Raw genomic sequence first — 23,648 nt, 5'->3', positions numbered from 1 at the left:
TCAACCATCAGAAATTATAAGAGAATCCCAAAGAAGAATATTCCTTAAACTGCCAGAACCCCAACTTTTCGTCTTGCTGATTGGAATCGTCGAAACGTGGGAAGAGAAATACATTGGCCGTAATATATTTCGACACTCGCAGTGTAAAAGTATTCTCCCATTCCATTTCAGCACGATGGAACGAACTAAAATAGTATAATCGCGTTTTCCAGGTTACCACATCATTCATTTTCCATTCAATAGAAGCGGTAAGCTGCGAACCGAAATCAGTCAACGAGTGTGTATGTCCCTCATCTACCTTCACACCAAAACTACGAGCCAAATCAGCACGATCCACATAACGATAGTTTACCGCTAAGGGAGACATATTGACAGTACCGGACATTTTCCCTTTGAAGAAATCCACCTTATAGTCCATACCTATACCTACATTCAAGTTGAACGGTGACATAAAGTCTGAGTAAGTTCGCTCATCATTAGCTTTCAAACCTCTCGTAAACTGAGTATAAGAAAGCACTTGAAGGGTATAGTACCAACGCTTGAAAGCCTGAAGACCAATTTTTCCAGTATAACGTAAAAGGTCTTCATTTGTCTTAAACTTGTTCACTGTATCAGAAGGAGATGTCTGAAAGCCGAGTTTCATCTCCAACTTATTCTCCCACTTCCATTTAGACTTGTTATCGTAATTGGCTTCAAGGGTCAAAGAACCAACAGCCGCATGATTACTCTCACCGCCTTTATACCAGTTATCACTAACATAGTTCTGCATCAGCTGAACATTTCCATCGCCACGAAATTTCCAAAAAACAGGTTTTTCAACAGCCACCTCAACAGGATCTGCCTCAGGCAACATCTCTGGCATTGGCTCCATCTCTTCAACAATACTCACTTGCTGCTGAATAGGAGACTCAAGGTCATTCCGCAACTGCCCTGACTCTTTCATGTCACTCTCAGCATTCTGTACCAAATCAGGACGATTAAGATATATACGCAACATAGAGGCTGATATTTCGTCTCTAAGTTCCTCTTCGCTCTCTGCGCGAGTCAAACTCAAACGGTTTTGAGCTACTGAATGATAAAAAGTAAGCGGACCGAACAATGGGTAGTACTGACCATACTGATTTGTACGATCCTGTGCCGTTGCCACACCAATGGTCATAACAGCGGCTATAAATAAAACAACTTTTCTCATAACCGAGTGCAAAGATAAGCAAAATTTCCAAAATTATACTTGGTATGCAAAAAAAAAGTAGTAAATTTGCACCTTTGATTTTACAAACTGTCATATATATATCCCCAAGTACAAAATAAGTATATAAAATAATGGACAAGAACACTTTAACAGGAATGGTTTTGATGGCTGCTGTATTCATTGGCTACATTTGGTGGTCACAGCCCACACAAGAAGAAATCGATGCCTACCACAAACAGCAGGACAGTATTGCTGCAGTTCAGCGTGATGCACAGGTAAAAGCTGAAATGGCTGAACAAGAACGCAAAGATGCTGCCGAAGCCTCAATCTTAGCCGACTCTACTGCGCTTTTCTATCAAGCACTAAGTGGTGAATCAAATAATATCACACTGAAAAACGATAAGTTGGAGTTAACCTTTTCTACTAAAGGTGGCACACTGACAAAAGCTGTCATTCTTGGATTTGAAGACAAAGATTCAGCTAATGATGTCACGCTCTTCACTGCCGAAGACCAACAGATGAACTTCATGCTTGCTGGCAAGAACGAAAACATCATTACAAAAGACCTTTATTTCACTCCAACCAATATTACTGATCGTTCCGTTACCATGACAGCTCCTGCTCAAAATGGTGGTAGCATCAGTTTCAATTATGAATTGGGCGATGACTATATGCTGCATTTCTCTTTCACTACAGAAGGACTTGCCGGACTATTTGCTCCCAACTATGGTCAAGTTGACGTGGAATGGATTTCGCGTGCCCGTCAACAAGAAAAAGGCTTCATGTTTGAAAATCGATATGCTACCCTCACTTACAAGAAAAAAGATGGTAGTACCGACTATCTCAGCGAAACGTCAGAGGATAGTGAAACGATTGAAGAGCCCCTTGATTGGGTTGCTTTCAAAAATCAGTTTTTCTCGGCTGTACTGATATCTAAAGACGACTTTGCTTCCAATGCCACGCTCCATAGCACACCTCAAGAGAAAGGTTCTGGCTATTTAAAGAACTATGAAGCCAAACTTTGCACTACATTCGACCCCAAGGGTGTCCATGCATCAGAGTTTGAAATGTATATCGGTCCTAATGATTTCCGCTTGATTAAAGACGTTGAAGAACAAAGCCGTTTCAACAAAGACCTCGATCTAGAACAGTTGGTATATCTGGGATGGCCACTATTCCGCATTATCAACCGATGGTTCACTATTTATGTATTCGACTGGCTCACCTCATTTGGTTTCAATATGGGAATTGTACTCATCCTTATCACTCTGCTACTGAAAGCCATTACATTCCCCATGGTGAAGAAGAGCTATATGTCTAGTGCTAAGATGCGCGTATTGAAGCCAAAACTCGATGAAGCTACAAAGCAGTATGATAAACCCGAAGATCAAATGCAGAAGCAGCAAGCTATGATGCAACTATATGCCCAGTATGGTGTATCTCCTCTTTCAGGATGTTTACCAATGCTGATTCAGATGCCTATTTGGATTGCCATGTTCAACTTTGTTCCTAACGCTATCCAACTTCGCCGTGAATCATTCCTTTGGATTGACGATCTTTCGACCTATGATCCCATCATTGAATGGAGTTTCAACATTTGGGGTATTGGTGATCACCTTTCATTGACCTGTATTCTTTTCTGCGTTGCAAATATTCTATACAGCTACATGACCATGCGCCAACAGCGCGATCAAATGGTGGGTCAGCAGGCTGAACAGATGAAGATGATGCAGTGGATGATGTACCTCATGCCACTTATGTTCTTCTTCATGTTCAACGACTATTCTGCTGGTCTAAACTTCTATTATTTTGTTTCTTTGTTCTTCTCAGCTGCCATCATGTGGACACTTCGCAAAACCACTGATGATGCTAAACTTTTAGCTATTCTTGAAGCTAAATACAAAGAGAACAAAAACAATCCCAAGAAAATGAGTGGACTGGCAGCACGTCTTGAAGCTATGCAGAAACAGGCTGAAGAACTACAGCGTCAACGCCAAAACGGATATAAGAAATAAAAATCCCACACATATATTACTAGGATAACTATGAAAATTGGATTTGACAACGAGAAATATCTCAAGATTCAGTCAGAGCATATTAAAGAACGTATTGCTCAGTTCGATGGAAAACTATACCTTGAACTTGGCGGAAAACTTTTCGACGACCACCATGCCTCACGCGTACTCCCTGGTTTCAAGCCCGACTCTAAGCTTCGTATGCTAGCACAGTTGCGCGATCAATTGGAAATTGTCATCGTCGTTAGTGCTGAAGATATAGAGAAGAATAAAGTACGAGCCGATCTTGGTATCACATACGATGAGGATGTGTTACGCCTTCGCGATGAATTCATGAGCCGCGACTTTATGGTGGGATCTGTAGTTATTACCCATTATACCGGTCAGCACACTGCCGATCAGTTCCGTCATCGTCTTGAGCGTCTTGGTATACGTTCTTACGTACACTATTTAATTGATGGTTATCCACACAAGGTTCAGCTTATTGCTAGTGATGAAGGATTTGGCAAGAACGATTATGTGGAAACTAGTCGTGAGCTAGTAGTCATCACAGCACCAGGCCCCGGTTCTGGAAAAATGGCTGTATGTCTCAGTCAACTTTACAACGAGAACAAACGTGGTATTCGTGCCGGATATGCTAAGTTTGAAACATTTCCTGTATGGAATCTACCTTTAAAGCATCCTGTAAATATAGCATATGAAGCTGCTACTGCCGATCTAAATGATGTGAACATGATAGATCCCTTCCATCTTGAGGCATATGGTAAAACAGCCATTAACTACAATCGCGATATCGAGATTTTTCCCGTATTAAACGCACTTTTTGAAGGCATATATGGTGAAAATCCTTATAAGTCGCCTACAGACATGGGAGTTAACATGGTAGGATTCTGTATCTCAGACGATGAGGTCTGCTGTCAGGCATCACGCGATGAGATTATCCGTCGTTACTACGATGCTACCAACAAACTGGCCATGGGAATCGACAGTGAGCGCGAGGTCAATAAAATTCTCATGCTCTTCAATCAGGCAAAAATTACTACAGCCTATCGTCGTGTCACTGTAGCTGCAGCTGCAAAACAGGAACTCACCGAACACACATCGGCTGCAATTGAACTTAGCGATGGCACTATTATCACATCTAAGTCATCTCCCCTTTTGGGTTGTTCGGCAGCACTCCTACTTAATGCAATGAAACATCTGGCCAACATCAGTCACGACGAGAAACTGATTCCTCAAAGTATGATTGAGCCTATCCAAAAAACAAAGATTGAATACCTTGGAGCCAAGAATCCAAGACTTCATACAGATGAGGTACTTGTAGCCCTTAGTGTACTATCTCAGCACGATGAACGTTCCGGCCAGTGGGATACAGCCTTAGCTGAGAAATGCCGTAAAGCTCTTGAGCAGTTACCCCAATTGCGTGGTTGTCAGGTACACTCAACAGTAATGCTTTCTGAAGTTGACCGAAAGATATTCAAGAAACTTGGTTGCGGTTTGACTTGTGACCCTATCAAAAAAAAATAACAACCTTTTAACTTTTAATCCGCATCAACTATGAACAAGTTATTTTTGATCGGTGCTACTGCAATGCTTTTATCAGCTTGCGGCTCACAACAAAACAATGAGACAGTGAATATAAGTAAACAAAACATCCAGTTGGAAAACGACCAGATGTCGCCCGAAGCACTTTGGGCTATGAGTCGTATTGGTGGCTATCAGGCTTCTCCCGATGGCCAGCATATTGTTTTCCAGATGGGATATTACAGTGTTGAGGAAAATAAAAGTCACCAGGTGCTCTGGATGATGAACTACGATGGTACGGATCAGAAACAACTGACCGAAGATGCAGACAACGAAACTGATGCCCAGTGGTTAGACAACGAAACGATTGCTTTCCTCAAGGGAGGTGAAGTGTGGAAGATGAACCTTAATGGTTCTGCACGCAAGCAGTTGTCAGATACTGAAGGAAAAATTGAGGGATTCCAGTTCTCACCTGACCGTAAGAAGATAATCCTGCTGCAGAGCATAGACTTCAACGAAATCATCAAGAAGAACCCCGAAGATCTACCCAAAGCAACAGGCCGTCTGGTCACCGATCTGATGTACCGTCATTGGGACCACTATGTAGAAAGCATCCAGCATCCCTTTTTGGCAGAAGTCAATGCAAACGGCATTTCTGATGCTATTGACATTCTGGAGGGTGAGCCTTATGAATGCCCGATGGAACCTTTTGGCGGCATCGAACAGCTGACATGGAGTCCCGATTCCAAATTTATAGCATTTACTTGTCGCTGCCTGACAGGTATAAGTTATAGTATAAGCACCGATTCGGATATTTTCCTCTATGATGTAGATAGCAAGGACATAAACAAGACCAAAAACCTCTGCAAGAACAGCTGTGAGTTTGCTGTAGTGCCCGATGGAGGTTATGTAGATAGTCCCGATAACACTTGCAATCCAACAAAGTCACTTAAGAATCAGTTCATCAACACGAACCTAAAGGACAACAATGTTGGCTACGACATAAATCCAAAGTTCTCGCCCGATGGTCGTTACGTAGCATGGCTCTCAATGGAACGCGACGGCTACGAAAGTGACCGCAACCGTCTGTGCGTCTACGACCTCAGCAGAATGTCAGAGGAACCTTGCAATGACATCAAGACCTACGTTACAGAGAGTTTTGATTCCAGCGTTGACGATTTCTGTTGGGCTCCAGATTCGCACACAATATATTTTATAGGAGTATGGCACGCCACTGAAAATCTCTATCGCACCAACTTGCAAGGCGAGGTTACTCAGTTGAGTAATGATTGGGCCGACTTTGGTTCACTGCAAATGCTGAATGACAAGCAGATTCTGGCTGAGCGTCACTCTTACGTGGCTCCAGCCGACCTATATACAGTTACACCAGGCGATAGTATCAGCGACACAAAGATTGCTCAGATTACCGAGGTCAACAAGGAGATTCTTGACCAATTAGGCAAACCCTCTGTAGAACAATATTGGGTAAAAACTACTGATGGTAAAGAGATGCTCACTTGGGTTATCCTGCCTCCTCATTTCGACAAGAACAAGAAGTACCCCACCCTGCTTTTCTGTGAAGGTGGTCCACAGAGTCCTGTTTCTCAGTTCTGGAGCTATCGCTGGAACTTCTTCATCATGGCCTCTCAGGGATATGTGGTTGTTGCTCCTAACCGTCGTGGTCTGCCAGGTTTCGGACAGGAATGGCTCGAAGAAATCTCTGGCGATTGGACAGGTCAATGCATGAACGACTATCTCTCAGCTATAGATTTTGCAACCGAGAATCTTCCTTATGTAGATAAGGATCGCCTGGGCGCAGTAGGTGCATCGTTTGGCGGTTTCTCTGTCTATTACCTGGCTGGTCATCATAACAAGCGTTTCAAGTGTTTCATTGCCCATGATGGCGCTTTCAACCTTGAGGCTATGTACACAGAGACAGAAGAGAACTGGTTCTCTAACTGGGAGTATGATGATGCCTACTGGAACAAAGACCAAACGGCTAGGGCCCGCAAGACATACGAGAACTCTCCTCATCGTTTTGTTGACAAGTGGGACACACCCATCCTCGTTATCCATGGCGAGAAAGACTATCGCATCAACGCCACACAAGGTATGAGTGCTTTCAATGCAGCCCGCATGCGAGGTATCGAGGCCGAGTTGCTCATCTTCCCCGATGAGAACCACTGGGTGTTGAAACCCCAAAACGGCATTCTCTGGCAGCGAACCTATTTTGATTGGCTCAATCGTTGGTTGAAGAATTAAAATTGATTTTTCTATTATACCCGTTATATGTTCAACAAAGAAACTTTCATTAGAAGACGTCAACAGCTGCGCCATCTGGTGGGCAATGGTCTCGTCATTCTTTTCGGCAATAACGAGAGCCCGGCAAATTATCCTGCCAACAGCTACTCGCCCATGCGTCAGGATTCATCTTTCCTGTACTATTTCGGTCAGCACCGTGACGGTCTGGTTGGAATTATAGATATCGATGCTGATAAGGATATGCTGATTGGTGACGATATTGATGTAGAGGATATCGTATGGATGGGCTTCACGCCCTCTGTGGCCGACTTGGCTGCTGAGGTAGGTGTCAGCACTACTGCTCCGATGAAGGAGTTGAAAAGCATCTGCAACGAAGCTCTTCGTCAAAAGCGTATAATTCATTTTCTGCCTCCCTATCGTTTCGATACAAAGATTCAGATAATGGATCTCCTCGGCATTCATCCTAACCAACAAAAAGAGGCCGCCTCACTGTCACTGATAAAGGCTGTGGTAAAGATGCGTGCCACAAAAGAGCAACAGGAAATCGAAGCAATCGATCGTGCTTGCAACGTTGGTTATGCCATGCACACAACTGCTCAACTTCTTATCAAGCCAGGCGTTACCGAACGTATGGTAGCCGGACAGGTGGATGGTATTGCACGTAGTTTGGCCCAAGGGGTCAGCTTTGCCACCATTTTCTCACAACACGGCGAGATAATGCATGGAAATCCCAGTGACAATCTGCTGGAGACTGGACGACTGGCCTTATGCGATGCAGGATGTGAACTGGACGATTACTGCTCTGACAACACCCGAACGATGCCTGTCAACGGCACATTCACGCAACGTCAGCTCGATATCTACAGTATCGTTGAGGAATGTCACGACCATGTACTCAACATTGCCAAGCCTGGTGTAAAATATGCCGATGTACATTTCGATGTATGTCGTCTGATGACTAACCGTCTAAAAGAGCTCGGACTGATGAAAGGCGATACGGAAGAGGCTGTTCGCGCAGGTGCACATGCCATGTTCTTCCCCCATGGACTGGGCCACATGATGGGTATGGACGTTCACGATATGGAAGGTCTTGGACAGATTTATGTAGGCTTTGACGAAGAGACCCGCCCAAACCTGGAACAGTTCGGAACCAACTGTCTGCGTATGGGACGCCGATTGGAGGAAGGCGTCGTAGTTACTGACGAGCCTGGCATCTATTTCATCCCTGCCCTCATTGACGAATGGAAAGCTTCAGGCCATTGCAAGGACTTCCTGAACTTTGACAAGATTGAGACCTATAAGGATTTTGGCGGCATACGTATCGAAGACGATTTGCTCATCACAGCAAACGGATGTCGTTTCATGGGCGACAAGCGTATTCCCTACCATCCACAGGAATTGGAGGCATTCATGGCCAGCAATACGGAAACAAAATAAACGAATTAACATATTTAGTATCTTAATGAAGAAAATCTTATCACTCGCGCTTCTCACCATAATGGCCTTGGGCGCTCAGGCAGAAGAAAAGAAAGATTCTGCCGCATGCAACAAACCTGTTTTTACAACAATCAAGGAGAATCCCATCACCAGTGTGAAGGACCAGAATCGTTCAGGAACCTGTTGGGACTATTCCACCATTTCGTACTTTGAGGCTGAGATACTGAAAGCCACAGGCAAGACCTACGACCTCTGCGAGAGCTTCGTGGCAAACAAGACTTATCTCGAGCGTGCCATCCAGGTAGTACGTTTCCATGGTGATTGCCAATTTGCTCAAGGCGGTTCTGCCGAGGACGTGCTCCACACATTGAAGGTGCACGGTATCGTTCCCGAAGGTGCAATGCCTTTCCCCGGCTCACTTTATGGCGATTCGCTGAACAACTTCAATGAGTTCTTCTCACTGCTCGAGCCCTATGTGGCAGCCATTTCTAAGAGCTCGGCTAGCAAGATTTCAGGTCAGTGGAAGGCTGGTCTTCAGGGCATTCTTGATGCTTACCTGGGCAAGTGCCCTGAGGAATTCGAGTACGAAGGAAAGAAATACACTCCAAAGTCATTCTGCGCAAGCCTTGGCCTGAATCTAGATGACTATGTGAGCATCACTTCTTATACCCATCATCCTTTCTACTCATCCTTTGCTGTTGAGGTGCAGGACAACTGGCGTTTCCCCCTGTCATACAATCTGCCTATGGACGAGATGATGCAGGTAATTGACAATGCCGTCAACAACGGTTATACCATTGCATGGGGTGGCGACGTTAGTGAAGATGGTTTCACACGTAATGGACTAGCCTATGCTGTCGATGAAAAGGCTACTCAGAGCCTGCGTGGCAGCGACATGGCTCGTTGGCTGAAACTTGCTCCTAGCAAGAAGCGTGATGTAATTGACTCACTGGGTTGTAATGTTCCTGAAATCATTCCTACTCAGGAAATGCGTCAGGAGCGTTTCGACAACTGGCAACTCACCGACGACCACGGCATGCTCATCTACGGTATTGCTAAGGATCAGAACGGAAAAGAGTACTATATGGTAAAGAACTCATGGGGTGAAAGCGGCGAATACAAAGGAATCTGGTACATGACCAAAAACTACATTGCTGCCAACACCATGGACTTTCTTGTCAACAAAAACGCTATTCCCAAGAATATCCGTAAGAAACTAGGTCTTTAAAATACTATTCTGTTATTCAAGATTTCGTATAGGACCAAGATTACATGGAAATATATTTTACCGGCATTATCATTGCCGTCAGCACATTTCTCATCATCGGTCTTTTCCACCCATTGGTGATCAAAGTTGAGTACCACACAGGCACCCGCTATTGGTGGGTGTTTCTGGTACTCGGAATTGCATCAGTCATTACGGCTCTTTTTATAGAGAGTCCTCTTCTCTCAGCACTTATCGGTGTCTTTGGCGCATCTTCACTTTGGACTATCGGCGAACTCTTCTCGCAAGTCAAACGCGTACAGAAAGGTTGGTTTCCTATGAACCCCAAACGCAAGAGCGAATACAAGCCTATTGACAAGAACGAAACGCTCTGTCCTGTACATCATGGCCGCAGCATTTATGCAATAGAAGACGACAATCAAACTGAATGAAGACCGAGTTAATACTTGTAGGAAAAACAGTGAGTAAGGAGTTTACGAAGATCATTGATGACTATCGTGAGCGAATTACTCACTATTTGCCTTTTTCAATAACCGTTATCCCAGAACTGAAAAACACCAAGAGTCTTTCCGAAGAACAGCAGAAGACTGCCGAAGGCGAACTTATACTGAAACAAATCCAAACTTCCGATACTGTTGTACTGCTCGATGAGCATGGCCGTGAACCCCGTAGCATTGAACTTGCATCCTGGCTGGAAAAGAAACAGCTCTCTGCCCGTCGTCTGGTCTTTGTCATTGGTGGCCCCTACGGTTTCTCGCCAGCTGTTTACCAGCGCGCCAACGAGCAATTGTCACTCTCCCGCCTCACTTTTTCTCACCAGATGGTGAGAGCCATCTTTGTTGAACAATTATACCGTGCCTGTACCATCATCAAAGGCGAACCCTACCACCACGAGTAAAAGTTACTATTTTAAAATTGATTGATATTACCCTACTAAGCCATAGTCATTAATTAACTATAGTACAGTAATTTAACTATAGTAAGCATAATTATTCTGAAGCTAATTATCATTCATAGAGATTGTCAAATGGTTAAAATATTATAATTATAACTAAAACAACAAGTTCAAAACTAAAATTCACCGAAAAAATAACTATTTACGTCAAATTATTAGTAATTTTGCACCCGTTTTGTTCACTTTATACATATTTTCTTTCTAAAAGACTATATAAAAAGGTGATGGAGACTAGAACAGGCGCTAGCTTCCATATATGTTTAACCAATTAAAACGGTCTGATAAACGTCTGTTCAGGCCAACGTCTTCCTGGAGAAGACAAACATATTAATATTTTATGTCAGAATTAACAAAGAACGTTCAGCCGTTGCAGGATTTTAACTGGGACGAGTTTGAAAACGGCACCGTAGCCAACGTGAGCAAAGAAGAGCTTGACAAGGCTTACGATGAGACCCTGAACAAAGTAGCCGACCATCAGGTTGTTGACGGCACTGTAATCAGCGTTGACAAAAAAGAAGTGGTTGTAAACATTGGCTACAAGAGCGATGGTATCATCCCCGCTTCAGAGTTCCGCTACAACCCCGACTTAAAGGTTGGCGACACCGTTGAGGTGTACGTAGAGAGCGCTGAAGACAAGAAAGGCCAGTTGTTGCTTTCTCACAAGAAGGCTCGCATGTCGAAGTCTTGGGATCGCGTTAACGAGGCTCTTGAGAGCCAGGCTATCATCCAGGGCTACATCAAGTGCCGCACCAAGGGTGGTATGATTGTCGATGTATTCGGCATCGAAGCCTTCCTTCCCGGTTCACAGATTGACGTTCACCCCATCCGTGACTACGACCAGTTCGTTGGCAAGACCATGGAGTTCAAGGTGGTTAAAATCAATCAGGAGTTCCGCAACGTTGTCGTTTCTCATAAAGCTCTCATCGAGCAGGAGCTCGAGGCTCAGAAGCAGGAGATTATCTCTAAGCTCGAAAAGGGACAGATTCTGGAGGGTACCGTTAAGAACATAACCAGCTACGGTGTATTCGTTGACCTGGGTGGTGTTGACGGACTGATCCACATCACAGACTTGAGCTGGGGCCGCGTTGACGATCCCAAGAAGGTTGTCGAGCTCGACCAGAAGATCAATGTTGTTATTCTCGACTTCGATGAAGAGAAGAAGCGAATTGCCCTCGGTCTGAAGCAGCTCACTCCTCATCCTTGGGATGCTTTGGATGCTGATCTCAAAGTTGGCGACCACATCAAGGGTAAGGTTGTCGTTATCGCCGACTACGGTGCATTCGTTGAGGTACAGCCTGGCGTTGAGGGTCTGATTCACGTTTCTGAGATGTCATGGAGCCAGCACTTGCGTTCAGCTCAGGAATTCCTGAAGGTTGGCGACGAGGTAGAGGCAGTAATCCTGACTCTCGACCGCGACGAGCGCAAGATGTCTCTGGGTATCAAGCAGCTGAAGGAAGATCCATGGGAGGCTATCGAGGTTAAATATCCTGTTGGCAGCAAGCACACCGCTAAGGTTCGCAACTTCACCAACTTCGGTGTATTTGTAGAACTAGAAGAAGGCGTTGACGGTCTGATTCACATCAGCGACCTGAGCTGGACCAAGAAGGTTAAGCACCCCTCTGAATTCACTAAGGTTGGTGAACCAATCGACGTTGTAGTACTTGACATCGACAAGGAGAACCGTCGTCTGTCTCTCGGCCACAAGCAGCTCGAGGAGAATCCTTGGGATGTATTCGAAGAGAAGTACACCGTTGGCTCAGTTCACACAGGTAAGATTACTGAGATGCTCGAAAAGGGTGCTGTTGTAGCTCTCGAGGAGAATGTTGAAGGCTTTGCAACACCAAAGCACCTTGTGAAGGAAGACGGTTCACAGGCTCAGGCTGGTGAGGAACTGCCCTTCAAGGTTATCGAGTTCAACAAGGATTCTAAGCGTATTATCCTTTCTCATAGCCGTACCTTCGAAGACGCTCAGCGTGACGAGAAGCGTGCTGCCAAGAAGGCTGCTGCTCCCCGTGCTAAGAAGGAAGAGAATGCTAAGATCGAGAATGTTGCTGCCAGCACAACACTTGGCGACATTGACGTTCTTGCCCAACTCAAAGCTCAGATGGAAAAGGGCGAGTAATCGCACTATAGTGGAGTTGGTGGACAAAGATTACCCCACTCTATTAGAATAATCCAAGACTGCGTTTCAATATTTTGGAACGCAGTCTTTTCTTTTGAAATTATTTGTTGATTTCGAAAGAAATGCTTACTTTTGCAAATAGCAATCATTAGAAGACGTATTTTAAAATCAAAACTATAAATCGTCTAAGACATGAAACGAATACTCTTTGCATTTCTTCTTATATTACCAATGGTCATAGTCCAAAAGACAATGGCCCAAGAACAGGAGCAATTGGTAGAGAACGCAGATTCAATCATACGCCAATTACAATCACAATTGCAGGAAATGCAGTTACGCGACATTGTTCTACGCGAACAATTAGAACGCACCGGGGCAGCCCAGCGTTCAGATTCGCTACGCCGCAGTCGTATGAAAGCAAGAATCGACTCGCTTCGCAATATCACTCCCGGTGCCCCACTTGTTATCGATGGTGACACGTTGTTCACTATCTATGCGCGCAAAGGAGGCATGCTTGCAGAAGACCGTGTGAAGGGTATCAAAAAGCAAATTGTAAGTCATGGCAAGCGTTTGACGTTCTTTACAGATTCCTGTACTATTTTCGAAGGCGAGTTCTATACCGACATTATGATAGGAAGTGATGTACTAATGAGCATCAGCGACGAAGACGGACTCTGGGCTTCCTGCACTCGACAGGAACTTGCAAACGAATATATCACCATTATTGAGCAGAAGATCCAGAATCTGCATGAAGAATATGGTTTGCAGAAGAAATTACTAGGATTGCTTTCTATTTTCCTCATTGTCTTTGCACAGTGGTTGGCTATTAAGGGAACGATGTGGCTTTTCCGTCGTTGGAAATTCCGCTTACTGCGCCTGCTTCTAAAACAAGCCAAGCCACTCAGTATCAAGGAATACGAGTTATTGAACGTACACCGTGTGGGCATCATCATCATCATCTTTATGCGGGTGGTGTTGGCACTTATTATCTTCTTACAACTGTTTATCAGCATTCCCATGATGTTCTCTGTTTTTCCAGAAACAGAAGCTTTCACTTATACCATCTTTGGCTACATTTGGAATCCTGTAAAGAGTATTTTTTCATCAATTATCGGTTATATTCCTAATCTGTTCCAAATCATAGTCATTGTTGTCTGTTTCCGCTATTTAGTAAAGCTATTACGCTATATCACCAGTGAAATCAGTAACGGCAACCTCAAAGTAAACGGTTTCTATGCCGATTGGGCTCAACCCACTTATGTTATCGTACGTCTTCTACTCTATTCGTTCATGTTCGTAATGATTTGGCCATTACTTCCCAACAGCAATTCTGAGGTATTTCAAGGAGTATCAGTTTTTATTGGTGTTCTCATTTCATTGGGTTCTTCAAGCATCGTTGGCAATGTAATGGCTGGAATGGTGATGACCTATATGCGTCCATTCCGCATTGGCGACTTTATTCGATATAACGACATAGAAGGATTTGTCATTGAGAAAACAGTACTTGTCACTCGTATTCGCACACGAAAGAACGATGTGATTACTATACCTAATTCCAACCTTATGTCGGCTCAGACGTCAAACTACACGGTAGCTGCCCATGATTACGGAATTGTGGTACATACGAAAGTTACAATTGGTTATGACCAACAGTGGCAACATATTCGCCAGTTGCTACTTAATGCTGCTGAAGCCACACCTGGACTAGAGAAAAAACCACAACCTTTCGTTTTAGTCACCACTTTAGATGATTTTTATGTTGAGTACGAGATAAACGCATATACACGTCACTCAGAAAAACTATCGGCTATCTACTCAACACTACATCAGAATATCCTTGACAGTTTCCATTCTTCTGGAGTAGAAATCATGTCACCCCATATCTTTGCTCACCGTAATGATTTGGAGCTACAAATTCCACCAACTGAAAAGTCTTAAAGCCTATGGATTATCAACTTGACATACATGGCAAGATGCTCATGGCTCAATACCATGAGCAACTAGAGGACTACAAACAACTTGCACAAACAGTTGAAGGAAAGCTGCGCCGTGCACTTGATGAGCAACACGTTAAGGTCACAGCTTTAGACTGTCGTGTAAAGACAGAATCATCGCTTGCAGGTAAAATTGAACTAAAAGGTTCTAAGTACCGTTCAATCAAAGACATAACTGACATCGTAGGACTTCGTGTGGTAACGTTTTACAGCGTTGATGTGGACAAGGTTGCTGCCATTGTTAGCGAGACTTTTGAAGTTGATTGGAAAAATTCTGTTGACAAGCGAAAACTACACAGACTAGACAGTTTCGGTTATAATTCCCTACACTATATATGTAAGGAAGGAAATTATTCATTCGAGATTCAAATGCGTACTGCGCTTCAGCATGTTTGGAGTACTCTCGATCATGACACCTGCTACAAAGGTGCTGTAAAGATTCCTCAGGAATATCGTCGTCAGTTCAACCGTCTGGCAGGTATGTTAGAACTTATCGATGACGAATTCTGCCGTTTGCGCAACATTTTGACAGATTATCGCCGTAGGATGCAGGCATTAGAAGTGTCCGGACAACTTGACGAAGTTGACCTAAGTCCAGATACCTTTCGGCGCTATCTGGAGACGGAGCCATTTGCGCGCCTCAATCAGCGCATCGCTTCTATTAATCAGGCTGAACTTTACCCCGTACCAATGATGCCGTTTTTACGAGTACTTCAGAAATTAGGATTCGAAACTCTTGGCGATGTAAACCGCCTCATTGAAGAATATAGTGACGATGCCTATCGCTTGGCTACAGCACAGTTAGGAGCCACTGACTTGGACATTCTTTCCGAGAATATCGGCATTCAGAATCTCTGCTATGTTTATGTACTGAAAAATGGAGGCCAACTGAACGAAATCTGCCAGATATACGATTGGTTGAACGGACCAAATCCTGCCAATGCTTCTCTTGCAAAAGAATTATTGAAACAAGCCCGTACGCTCACATTTTTACAAAAAGATCAAGAATAACGGCAAATGAAACAAAAACTGAGACAATATATACCTGAGTCACTTCGCTCAAAATTTAATATAGCATTGCTTGTCACAGCAGCTGTATTAGTTGAGGGAACCAGTGCTGTACAGTATTGGTTTGCCAAAGAAGGTATCACCCGTGAAGTTCAACATCGTGCCGAGAGTGAACTGCGAGCAAAAAGGCTAGAGATACAAAATGTAATGAACGTGGTGGAAGTTGCTGTCAACAACATGGCATGGACTGTTCAACAGCAATTATCACACCCAGACTCAATGTTAGCCATCACTCAGAAACTGATAGCTTCCAACGAGTATATTGTTGGAAGTGCCATTGCATTTGAGCCATATTACTACAAGGGCAAAGGACGACAATTTTCTCCATATACCTATCAGCACGATGGCATCACAACCTGTAAGCAATTAGGTTCTGATGAATATGACTATCATTCAATGGAATGGTACACAAGTCCCATGGTAACAGGTCATTGTCATTGGAGTGAGCCTTACTATGACAAAGGTGGCGGTGAAATGATGATGGCTACTTACAGTGTTCCTATTTGCGATAATACAGGACAAAAAGTAGCAGTATTCACTGCCGATTTATCACTTAATTGGTTATCAGAATTGATAAATGCCGAACACTTCTATCCATCCAGCTACAACCTGCTTCTTTCACATAGCGGCCAGATAATGGCCTGTCCTGTAGAGAGTCTTGTGATGCGACAAACCATTGCACAGGCCACCTCAAAGGAGGAAGACACAATTGTGAATCTGATTAACAGGAAAATGCTTGCAGGCGAAAGCGGACAGGCCACAGTGAATAAAGCTAATGGTGAAAAGCATTATGTGTTCTATGCACAGATGGACGATGAAACCGGTTGGTCAATGGCGGTTGTTTGTTCAGACAATGATATATTCTCAGGTCTGCGCCAAGTAGTTTTCTACTTATTCCTTTTAATGCTCCTCGGGCTTTGCCTAATGGGCTTTATCATTCTCGGAGCTGCCAACGCCACCAAACGACTACAAAAAGTAAATGCTGAAAAAGAACGTATCAGCAGTGAACTCCACATTGCCAGTGATATCCAAAAGGGCATGTTGCCAAAGACCTTTCCTCCCTACCCTGAGCGCGATGATGTAGAGATATTTGGTTCACTGGTATCTGCAAAAGAAGTGGGAGGTGATCTCTACGACTTCTTTATCCGTGACGAGAAACTATTCTTCTGCATTGGCGATGTAAGTGGAAAAGGAGTACCAGCCTCCCTGGTGATGGCCGTAACACGAAGTCTATTCCGTTCCGTCTCTGCCCATGAAGCGAATCCCGATCGCATCGTCACAATCATCAATGACTCGATGGCACAAATGAATGAGTCTAACATGTTTATCACCATGTTCCTTGGTGTATTGGACCTTCCTACAGGCAGACTCCGCTATTGCAATGCCGGACACTGTCCACCTCTGCTTATAGGTGACAGCGTCAGTATAATCCCCGTACATTCCAACCTTCCAGTTGGAGCACTTCCTGGATATAAATTCGAGGGGCAGGAACTCCCCATCTGTCCACAGTCCACCATCTTCCTCTATACAGATGGATTGACAGAAGCCGAGAACACTGCTCACGAACAGTTTGGTGAAAGCCGAATCATGAAAGAATCTAGCGATTTACAAACTCATGCACCTCAAAAACTTATAGAACAAATGTCTTCAGCCGTCCACAGTTTTGTTGGCGAGGCTGAACAAAGCGATGATTTGACTATGTTAGCTATTCAATACACAAAATCTCAGCTCGACGTACGGCTTGAGCGCAGTCTGACGCTGCAAAACGACATTCAACAAGTTCCTCAACTTTCAGAATGGATAGAAGAGGTGTGTGAAGCTGTTGGCTTTGATGCTGCTACCACCATGCAGATGAATCTTGCTATGGAGGAAGCTGTTGTTAATGTGATGAGCTATGCCTATCCTAAAGGAACGGTTGGCGACATCAACATTCTGGCACAGGCTAACGATGTGCGACTTAAGTTCACGATTATTGACAGCGGAAGTCCTTTTGACCCTACTGCCCATCAGGAGACAGACACCACGCTCAGTCTTGAAGAGCGTCCAATCGGTGGTCTTGGCATTCACCTTGTCCGCCAGTTGATGGATAGTATCAACTACGAACGCATCGAAGAAGCCGTTGACAATAATCCTACGTATAAAATAGGCAAGAATGTACTGACACTCAGAAAAAAACTTAAATAAACATCAAACAAAATGAAGACAACAATTCTAGAAAAAGATGGCGCTTTGGTAGCCGTTTTTGAAGGCCGTCTCGATACGGCAGCAAGTGTGCAAACTTCTAAGGACTTAGAACCCCTGAATGCATGTTCAGGTCAGGATATCATCCTTGACTGCACCCATTTGGAATATATTTCATCCAGTGGCTTACGTTTGTTCCTTGGCGTTTTGAAAAACGCGAAACCTAAAGGAAGCAAAGTTTTCCTGACAGGTCTAAACGATGACTTGAAGTCTGTATTTGCTATGACAGGCTTCATCAATCTGTTCGAATTCAAATAAAACCTGAAGGACTAACTTGTAGGATAAACTGAGATTATCCACACGTAGCCGATTACTGCAACTTTAGACACAGTAATCGGCTACAATTTTGTAAATTCAGGTGAGAGTGCTGCCGAGGACCTGCAGGAACTTATGAAGATAGCCGATCATAACAAGGACAGCAAAGCTTCCCAGGAATATGCTTATCGTATTTTGAAAGAACCGAATGTATCACCTCTCCATAGAGGAGCAGCATTGTATCGGCTCAGCCAGTTTGCATTCTCAATGAATAAAAAGATACTTTTTGATAGTGTTTACAATGAACTTCAAGCGTTGAAAAATACTGAAGGATTGGAAGCTATAGAACCTATTGTTGAGGTCAACAACCTTGTAATGGCTGGTAAAAACGATGAAGCGCTGCAAGAATGCGAGAACCTTTCGCCTGAAAATCGGGCTGAACGCATGACAATTATCTATCATCGCATGGGCAACAACATGAAAGCCTATGAATACATGTCGAAGTTCAAGGAAATACACGACTCAATCATGCTGGTGTCGCAGGGGAATTTAGTTGCTACTTTTTTCATGCAAATGAGCAATGACCAGCTGAATCTTGAACAAAAGATTCTGAAAGAAGAAAATGCAAACCTAAGACTCATCATTTACTATTTCAATGTCACTGATATGGGCTGCGGCATATCCCCTGAATTAAGGGAGCATATTTTCGATACTTTCGTAGAAATAGGAGGGAGTCCCAAACTCAATGGCCTAGGACTCCCTATCTGTAAAGCAATTACCAAACTATGCGGTGGTGATATCTGGATTGACACCAGTTACACAGAAGGCGCACGCTTTATTGTCGAAATGCCGAAAAATGCTACTTTGCGCGAAAGAGCTCAGTCTGCTGACGAATAAGCTCTTCATCGTTGAAGTAGTCAATACGCATAGCCTTACGCACCTCATCCATTGTCTGGGCAGCCACTTCACGGGCTTGCTCTGTACCGCGACGCAGGATATTGAATATTTCAGGAATATCCTGCTCCAGTTCATGTCGGCGCAAGCGCATGGGTTCCAGGAACTGGTTCAGCACTTCATTAAGGAATTTCTTACACTTCATATCGCCCAGTCCCCCTCTGCGATAATGCTCTTTCAGTTCGTCAAGATTCTGGTATTCAGGCCAGAAATTCTTGAAATCCTCATCAGTAGAGAAAGCATCCAGATAGGTGAACACAGCATTACCCTCAACATGTCCGGGGTCTGACACATTCAAGTGAGTGGGGTCTGTGTACATAGAGCGTACTTTCTGCCAAACCTCATCCTTAGAGTCTGAAAGATAAATGCAGTTACCCAACGACTTAGACATTTTCTCTTTACCATCGGTACCTGGCAGGCGACGCGCTGTAAGATTCTCGGGCAGCATAATCTGTGGCTCAACCAGTACAGGAGCATAGATATTGTTAAAACGGTTCACCAATTCGCGGGTTACCTCAAGCATGGGCTCCTGATCTTCACCGGCAGGAACAGTAGTAGCCTTGAACAGGGTGATATCGGCAGCCTGGCTTACAGGATAGCAGAAAAATCCGAGGGGAATACTCTCACCCTCAAATCCACGCATCTTAATCTCGGTTTTTACTGTAGGATTACGCTGTACTCGGCTCACACTTATCAGGTTCATCAAGTAGGTGGTCAGTTCAGCCAGTTCTGGTATATGACTCTGAATGAAGATGATACACTTTGTTGGATCAAGTCCTGCACTAAGATAGTCGAGCGCCACGTTCACAATGCTCTGACGCAGTTTCTCAGGATTATCGGCATTATCAGTCAATGCTTGTACATCGGCCATGAATACGAACATGCGATCGTAATCGCCTGCATTCTGCAGTTCCACACGACGACGCAATGAACCTACATAATGGCCCAAGTGCAGTTTACCTGTTGGACGGTCGCCCGTCAGAATTACTTTTCCCATTTCTTTTTTATACTTTATTATCTAATTCAATTTTTAATCAAGCGTACTGTTATCTCCTTTCAATCTGTTGTATCAATATTAATTCTGGATTATATGAATATCACGCTGTGGGAACGGAATTTCAATACCGTTTGCATTCAGCGTATCGTAGATGCATGCCAACACATCACTTGCCACTGCAGCCCGTTTAGCCACCTCAGCCCAAACCACAATCTTGAAATCTACGCTCGAATCATTCATATTAATTACAATAGCATGCGATTCCTTAGTGGGATCCATCCATTCGTTGTGAAGACTATTCACTGCCTCATCAACAACTTTCTGCACAAGCTTCAAGTCTGTTCCATAAGCCACGCCAAATAATACAGGAACTACTACATAGCCACGGTTGCGTGTCAGGTTCTTATAGTTCTTATCAAACAATTGCGAGTTCTGGAAAGTAATAATCTCACCTGCCAGCGATTCTACAATAGTCGAAGTGTAACTGATCTGCTGCACTTTACCCACAGTTCCATCTACTTCAATCCAGTCGCCAACTTTCAATCTGCCCGTCATCAGGGATGCACCGTAGAAAATATTCTCAATGATGTTCTTAGATGCAAAACCGATACCGGTAGAGAGACCACCTGAAATAGCGAGTAACCAAGTCAAGGAGATATGAAGTATGCCCAACGACAGCATAAGCCAAACGCCCCACACCAATACCTGTACAATATTGCGGCTCATCACCACACGCGATTCGGCAGTTGAGAGATCACTATTCTCAAAATGCATACGCATAAATGCCAAAAGTGTAGTGGCCATGTAGCGGAACAAGAACCAAAGGCAGATGACCAGTGACAATTTGACAATAGAGAGTTTCAGGTTCTCCATATCAACGAAATGCATGTTGAACAATCGCCAGCAAAGGTCGCTCAGGTTGAACACATCAGCAGCCCAATATACACTCACCATCAATGAGAGGACACCCATGATTGGAGTTATCACATGATATAAGAAATTGTAGTGCCAAGACTTTGTGATGGGACGAGTGTCAAACTTCTTACGCTCACTATAGAGCTTCATCCAACTTGACATACATGTAATTGTCAGTACACAAGCCAACTGCATGGTCCACCAAATAAGTATCTGCACTGCCAAGAGTGTATAGCCCATCCATGAACATACCATCGAAACGATGAATACAGCCAGCGACAGATAAGAATAGAACATATCCTGTTGGGGCACATTCTTCGTATGGCGCAACATCACGCTCCATTGCCACAATGTGGCCAGCATCAGTACTGGCGGGAAAAACAGGTTGACCAGTTCTTTTGGAATAAGCACAATACGGAAAGCAATAACCAGGAAGCTAACCACCATTAACGGTGCATACAGACGGAAGGCACTGCCTATCTGTTTCCCATTAACGCGCAACAACAAAGAAATAAGAATTACGCCCAACAACCACGAGAATTCTATCAACAGGTCGGAAGCCATCTCAAAGAAGTTCTGCCCCCACCCTTGCCCTAAGGCTAAAATCAGCGCAAAGGTAATGGTTGTTGTGGCCATGATGATGTATTTACGCTTTTTCAAGAACTCTTCAGAACGAAGGCGTTTAGGTACAAAAAAGCGGATGACCAACTGGTTCAGTATGGAAGCGACAATAAAGTAGAAGAAAATAACCAGGAACAAGCCAAAGATAATGGTACTGCTCCATTGCGATGTAGGAGTCTGGTTGTACTTATCTCGCATCACCTGAATCATCTCATTCCATTTCGTCGTCAGATTCTTCAGCACCGACAGGTAGTTTGTACTACCGTTCATAAAGATATTGCGCTGTATCTCGTTATAACGGTCCTGTGCATAGTCGTTCAGATAGCGCAGACGATTTTCGCTCATTTCATAATAGCGTATATAGTCAGCTGTCTGAGCACGATTCTCTTCCAGCGAAGAACGAATATTAATGGCAAGTGTGAGACATACAGAACGATCGACCTTTGCCCGTTGGCTGAGCAGACGTACTGGCATCTGCTTCAAACTCACTATCAAGCTGTCGAACTTGGCTATTTCAGCATCATGACTTTCAAGGAACTGTTTGAATGGCAACTGCTGTCGCTGAAACTGCTGATATTGTTCGGTAGCCTCATGACAGGCATAAGTCATATCAAACACATAATTGGTGTTCTGAGAGTAAAGCATCAGTGCATTCTGGTTAGACCGACGCATCATTTCCATCAGTTCATTCAGAATGGCTTTATTCTGAAGGCGACGTTCAGCAATCTGCCCATTCACCTCGTTATATCGTTTCACCAGTTCCAATCTGAGGACGCCAAGCGTCTCGTCCAGATTCTCTTCTTTCAGTACTGCCATTGCCTTTGGGCACATCATGCCAACCAGAGCAAGCAGCAAAAGGAGTCGTTTCATCATGTTAATTGGTTAATATTTCTTTCGGCCTGCAAAGTTACGAAAAGTCGAGTGAAATGCAAAAGAAATGCTTGCTTTTCTTTTCATTTCCGAGAGGCAGGACTCGAAACTTATTTCGCTTGGCTCGTCCAAGAACTTCGGCGTCAACCAAAGTTACAAAAAAAGTCTGTAACGAAAGACGGATTTTGGAAGATTAACGCAGAAAACGCGTAAATAAAGGGCAATGCGAGGAAAACCGAGGGGTTTAGGAACGAAGTGAAAATGCAACTTGATGCGGATTGGCGCAAGAGTTAGGTCTCTAAATCGGACTCGGCCAAGCCGCTTGCCAGAAGCAAGAACCCGTTTAACCCGCATTAGACAATTTAACTTTTCTAATTCCGAGGGTACGGAAAAAGCAGAATGACGCAATTCAAACTGACTGTTTTTTTTCTACGCGAACAAGGGAAAGGAGAAAGATGGGATTGTTCCTATCATGGGTAGGATTACCATCAAAGGAGGCGTTACCAAATGATGATAATGGGAGCCTGTTCAATTGATGACAGGCTCCCTATTAATTGCATCTGAAGTTCTGCTAGAAAGTCAGACGATTTACCTCTATGGAAAAATAGGATAAACAGGGGAGCGTAACTGGCACATTATTTCCAAAAGTCGTTCAGCACTACCTGTGCGAAATTTGAGTGGTAGTGTTTTGAGTTGTTCTTCGGTAATAAAGAAGGAGAAACCTTGCAGTCGGGTGAAAAGATCTTCATACTTGTCTTTCACATGGGCCTCCATCCTTGCGAACAACGCATCTCTATCTCCATCAACAAAATGCATATATAAGGCATCACCTCGCATGGGCGAATGTGGCGCAAAAGCAGTTCCCTTTGGGATAACACATTTGTCCGCTCCCGTAAATGGAGCTGCAAAATGAACCAAATACTCCAGCTCTGTGTCCTCAGCCAATTCGAAGACGTTCTCGTCAATCTTCAGTGCTTCAATTTGTTCATGTGTAGCCATAG

Annotated in this window: 17 protein-coding genes; 13 read left to right on the top strand and 4 right to left on the bottom strand. The window is 44.0% G+C overall.

Going from position 1 to position 23,648, the window contains the following annotated elements; translation table 11 throughout:
- Positions 1-7 precede the first annotated feature (7 nt).
- A complete protein-coding gene (locus tag L6475_RS06265; protein ID WP_237823679.1) occupies positions 8-1,192 on the bottom strand; it encodes a DUF3078 domain-containing protein in 1,185 nt (394 codons plus the stop codon).
- Positions 1,193-1,323: 131 nt separating this feature from the next.
- Between L6475_RS06265 and yidC the strand changes: the two genes are divergently transcribed.
- From yidC to L6475_RS06200, 13 genes are all read left to right on the top strand, one after another.
- A complete protein-coding gene (gene yidC, locus L6475_RS06260) occupies positions 1,324-3,207 on the top strand; it encodes a membrane protein insertase YidC (protein ID WP_237823677.1) in 1,884 nt (627 codons plus the stop codon).
- 30 nt (positions 3,208-3,237) lie between these two features.
- Positions 3,238-4,734: a DUF1846 domain-containing protein gene (locus tag L6475_RS06255; RefSeq protein ID WP_237823675.1), complete on the top strand. Its 1,497-nt coding sequence runs from the start codon at positions 3,238-3,240 to the stop codon at positions 4,732-4,734.
- Positions 4,735-4,764: 30 nt separating this feature from the next.
- Positions 4,765-6,993, top strand: coding sequence for an alpha/beta fold hydrolase (locus tag L6475_RS06250; protein WP_370641664.1), 2,229 nt, complete (start codon positions 4,765-4,767; stop codon positions 6,991-6,993).
- A gap of 27 nt (positions 6,994-7,020) precedes the next feature.
- Entirely contained in the window at positions 7,021-8,430 is a 1,410-nt protein-coding gene (locus tag L6475_RS06245; RefSeq protein WP_237823672.1) for an aminopeptidase P family protein, read from the top strand.
- A gap of 25 nt (positions 8,431-8,455) precedes the next feature.
- On the top strand, positions 8,456-9,658 hold the full coding sequence (locus tag L6475_RS06240) for an aminopeptidase C (RefSeq protein WP_237823669.1): 1,203 nt from the start codon (positions 8,456-8,458) through the stop codon (positions 9,656-9,658).
- 44 nt (positions 9,659-9,702) lie between these two features.
- Complete coding sequence (locus L6475_RS06235) at positions 9,703-10,086, top strand: DUF4491 family protein (protein WP_237823666.1); 384 nt, start codon at positions 9,703-9,705, stop codon at positions 10,084-10,086.
- Entirely contained in the window at positions 10,083-10,553 is a 471-nt protein-coding gene (gene rlmH, locus L6475_RS06230; RefSeq protein WP_237823662.1) for a 23S rRNA (pseudouridine(1915)-N(3))-methyltransferase RlmH, read from the top strand. The genes L6475_RS06235 and rlmH overlap by 4 nt, the downstream gene beginning before the upstream one ends.
- A gap of 394 nt (positions 10,554-10,947) precedes the next feature.
- Positions 10,948-12,732 carry a 30S ribosomal protein S1 gene (gene rpsA / locus L6475_RS06225; protein WP_237823660.1) on the top strand — a complete coding sequence of 595 codons (1,785 nt, stop codon included), beginning with the start codon at positions 10,948-10,950 and terminating at the stop codon, positions 12,730-12,732.
- A 252-nt stretch (positions 12,733-12,984) separates the two neighbouring features.
- The gene (locus tag L6475_RS06220; protein ID WP_237823659.1) at positions 12,985-14,670 is read left to right on the top strand and encodes a mechanosensitive ion channel family protein; all 1,686 of its coding nucleotides are present in this window, start codon (positions 12,985-12,987) and stop codon (positions 14,668-14,670) included.
- A gap of 5 nt (positions 14,671-14,675) precedes the next feature.
- Complete coding sequence (locus L6475_RS06215) at positions 14,676-15,737, top strand: GTP pyrophosphokinase family protein (protein WP_237823657.1); 1,062 nt, start codon at positions 14,676-14,678, stop codon at positions 15,735-15,737.
- A gap of 6 nt (positions 15,738-15,743) precedes the next feature.
- Positions 15,744-17,978 (top strand): SpoIIE family protein phosphatase, encoded by a 2,235-nt coding sequence (locus tag L6475_RS06210; RefSeq protein WP_237823655.1) that lies wholly within the window; start codon positions 15,744-15,746, stop codon positions 17,976-17,978.
- 12 nt (positions 17,979-17,990) lie between these two features.
- Positions 17,991-18,293 carry an STAS domain-containing protein gene (locus L6475_RS06205; protein ID WP_237823653.1) on the top strand — a complete coding sequence of 101 codons (303 nt, stop codon included), beginning with the start codon at positions 17,991-17,993 and terminating at the stop codon, positions 18,291-18,293.
- Positions 18,294-18,425: 132 nt separating this feature from the next.
- Complete coding sequence (locus L6475_RS06200; protein WP_237823651.1) at positions 18,426-19,187, top strand: ATP-binding protein; 762 nt, start codon at positions 18,426-18,428, stop codon at positions 19,185-19,187.
- On the opposite strand, the gene trpS is transcribed toward L6475_RS06200, so the two are convergent.
- From trpS to L6475_RS06185, 3 genes are all read right to left on the bottom strand, one after another.
- Positions 19,150-20,241, bottom strand: a complete 1,092-nt coding sequence (gene trpS, locus L6475_RS06195; protein WP_237823649.1) for a tryptophan--tRNA ligase — start codon at positions 20,239-20,241, stop codon at positions 19,150-19,152. The genes L6475_RS06200 and trpS overlap by 38 nt on opposite strands.
- 78 nt (positions 20,242-20,319) lie before the next feature.
- Complete coding sequence (locus L6475_RS06190; protein WP_237823646.1) at positions 20,320-22,650, bottom strand: mechanosensitive ion channel family protein; 2,331 nt, start codon at positions 22,648-22,650, stop codon at positions 20,320-20,322.
- Positions 22,651-23,241: 591 nt separating this feature from the next.
- Positions 23,242-23,646, bottom strand: a complete 405-nt coding sequence (locus L6475_RS06185; RefSeq protein WP_237823643.1) for a hypothetical protein — start codon at positions 23,644-23,646, stop codon at positions 23,242-23,244.
- Positions 23,647-23,648: the final 2 nt, after the last annotated feature.

Origin of the sequence: Prevotella sp. E9-3 (assembly GCF_022024015.1) — a bacterium.
In the GTDB taxonomy this organism is placed as follows: domain Bacteria; phylum Bacteroidota; class Bacteroidia; order Bacteroidales; family Bacteroidaceae; genus Prevotella.
The sequence above is the reverse complement of the archived record's forward strand: the minus strand, read 5'-3'. Positions and strand labels throughout refer to the sequence as shown.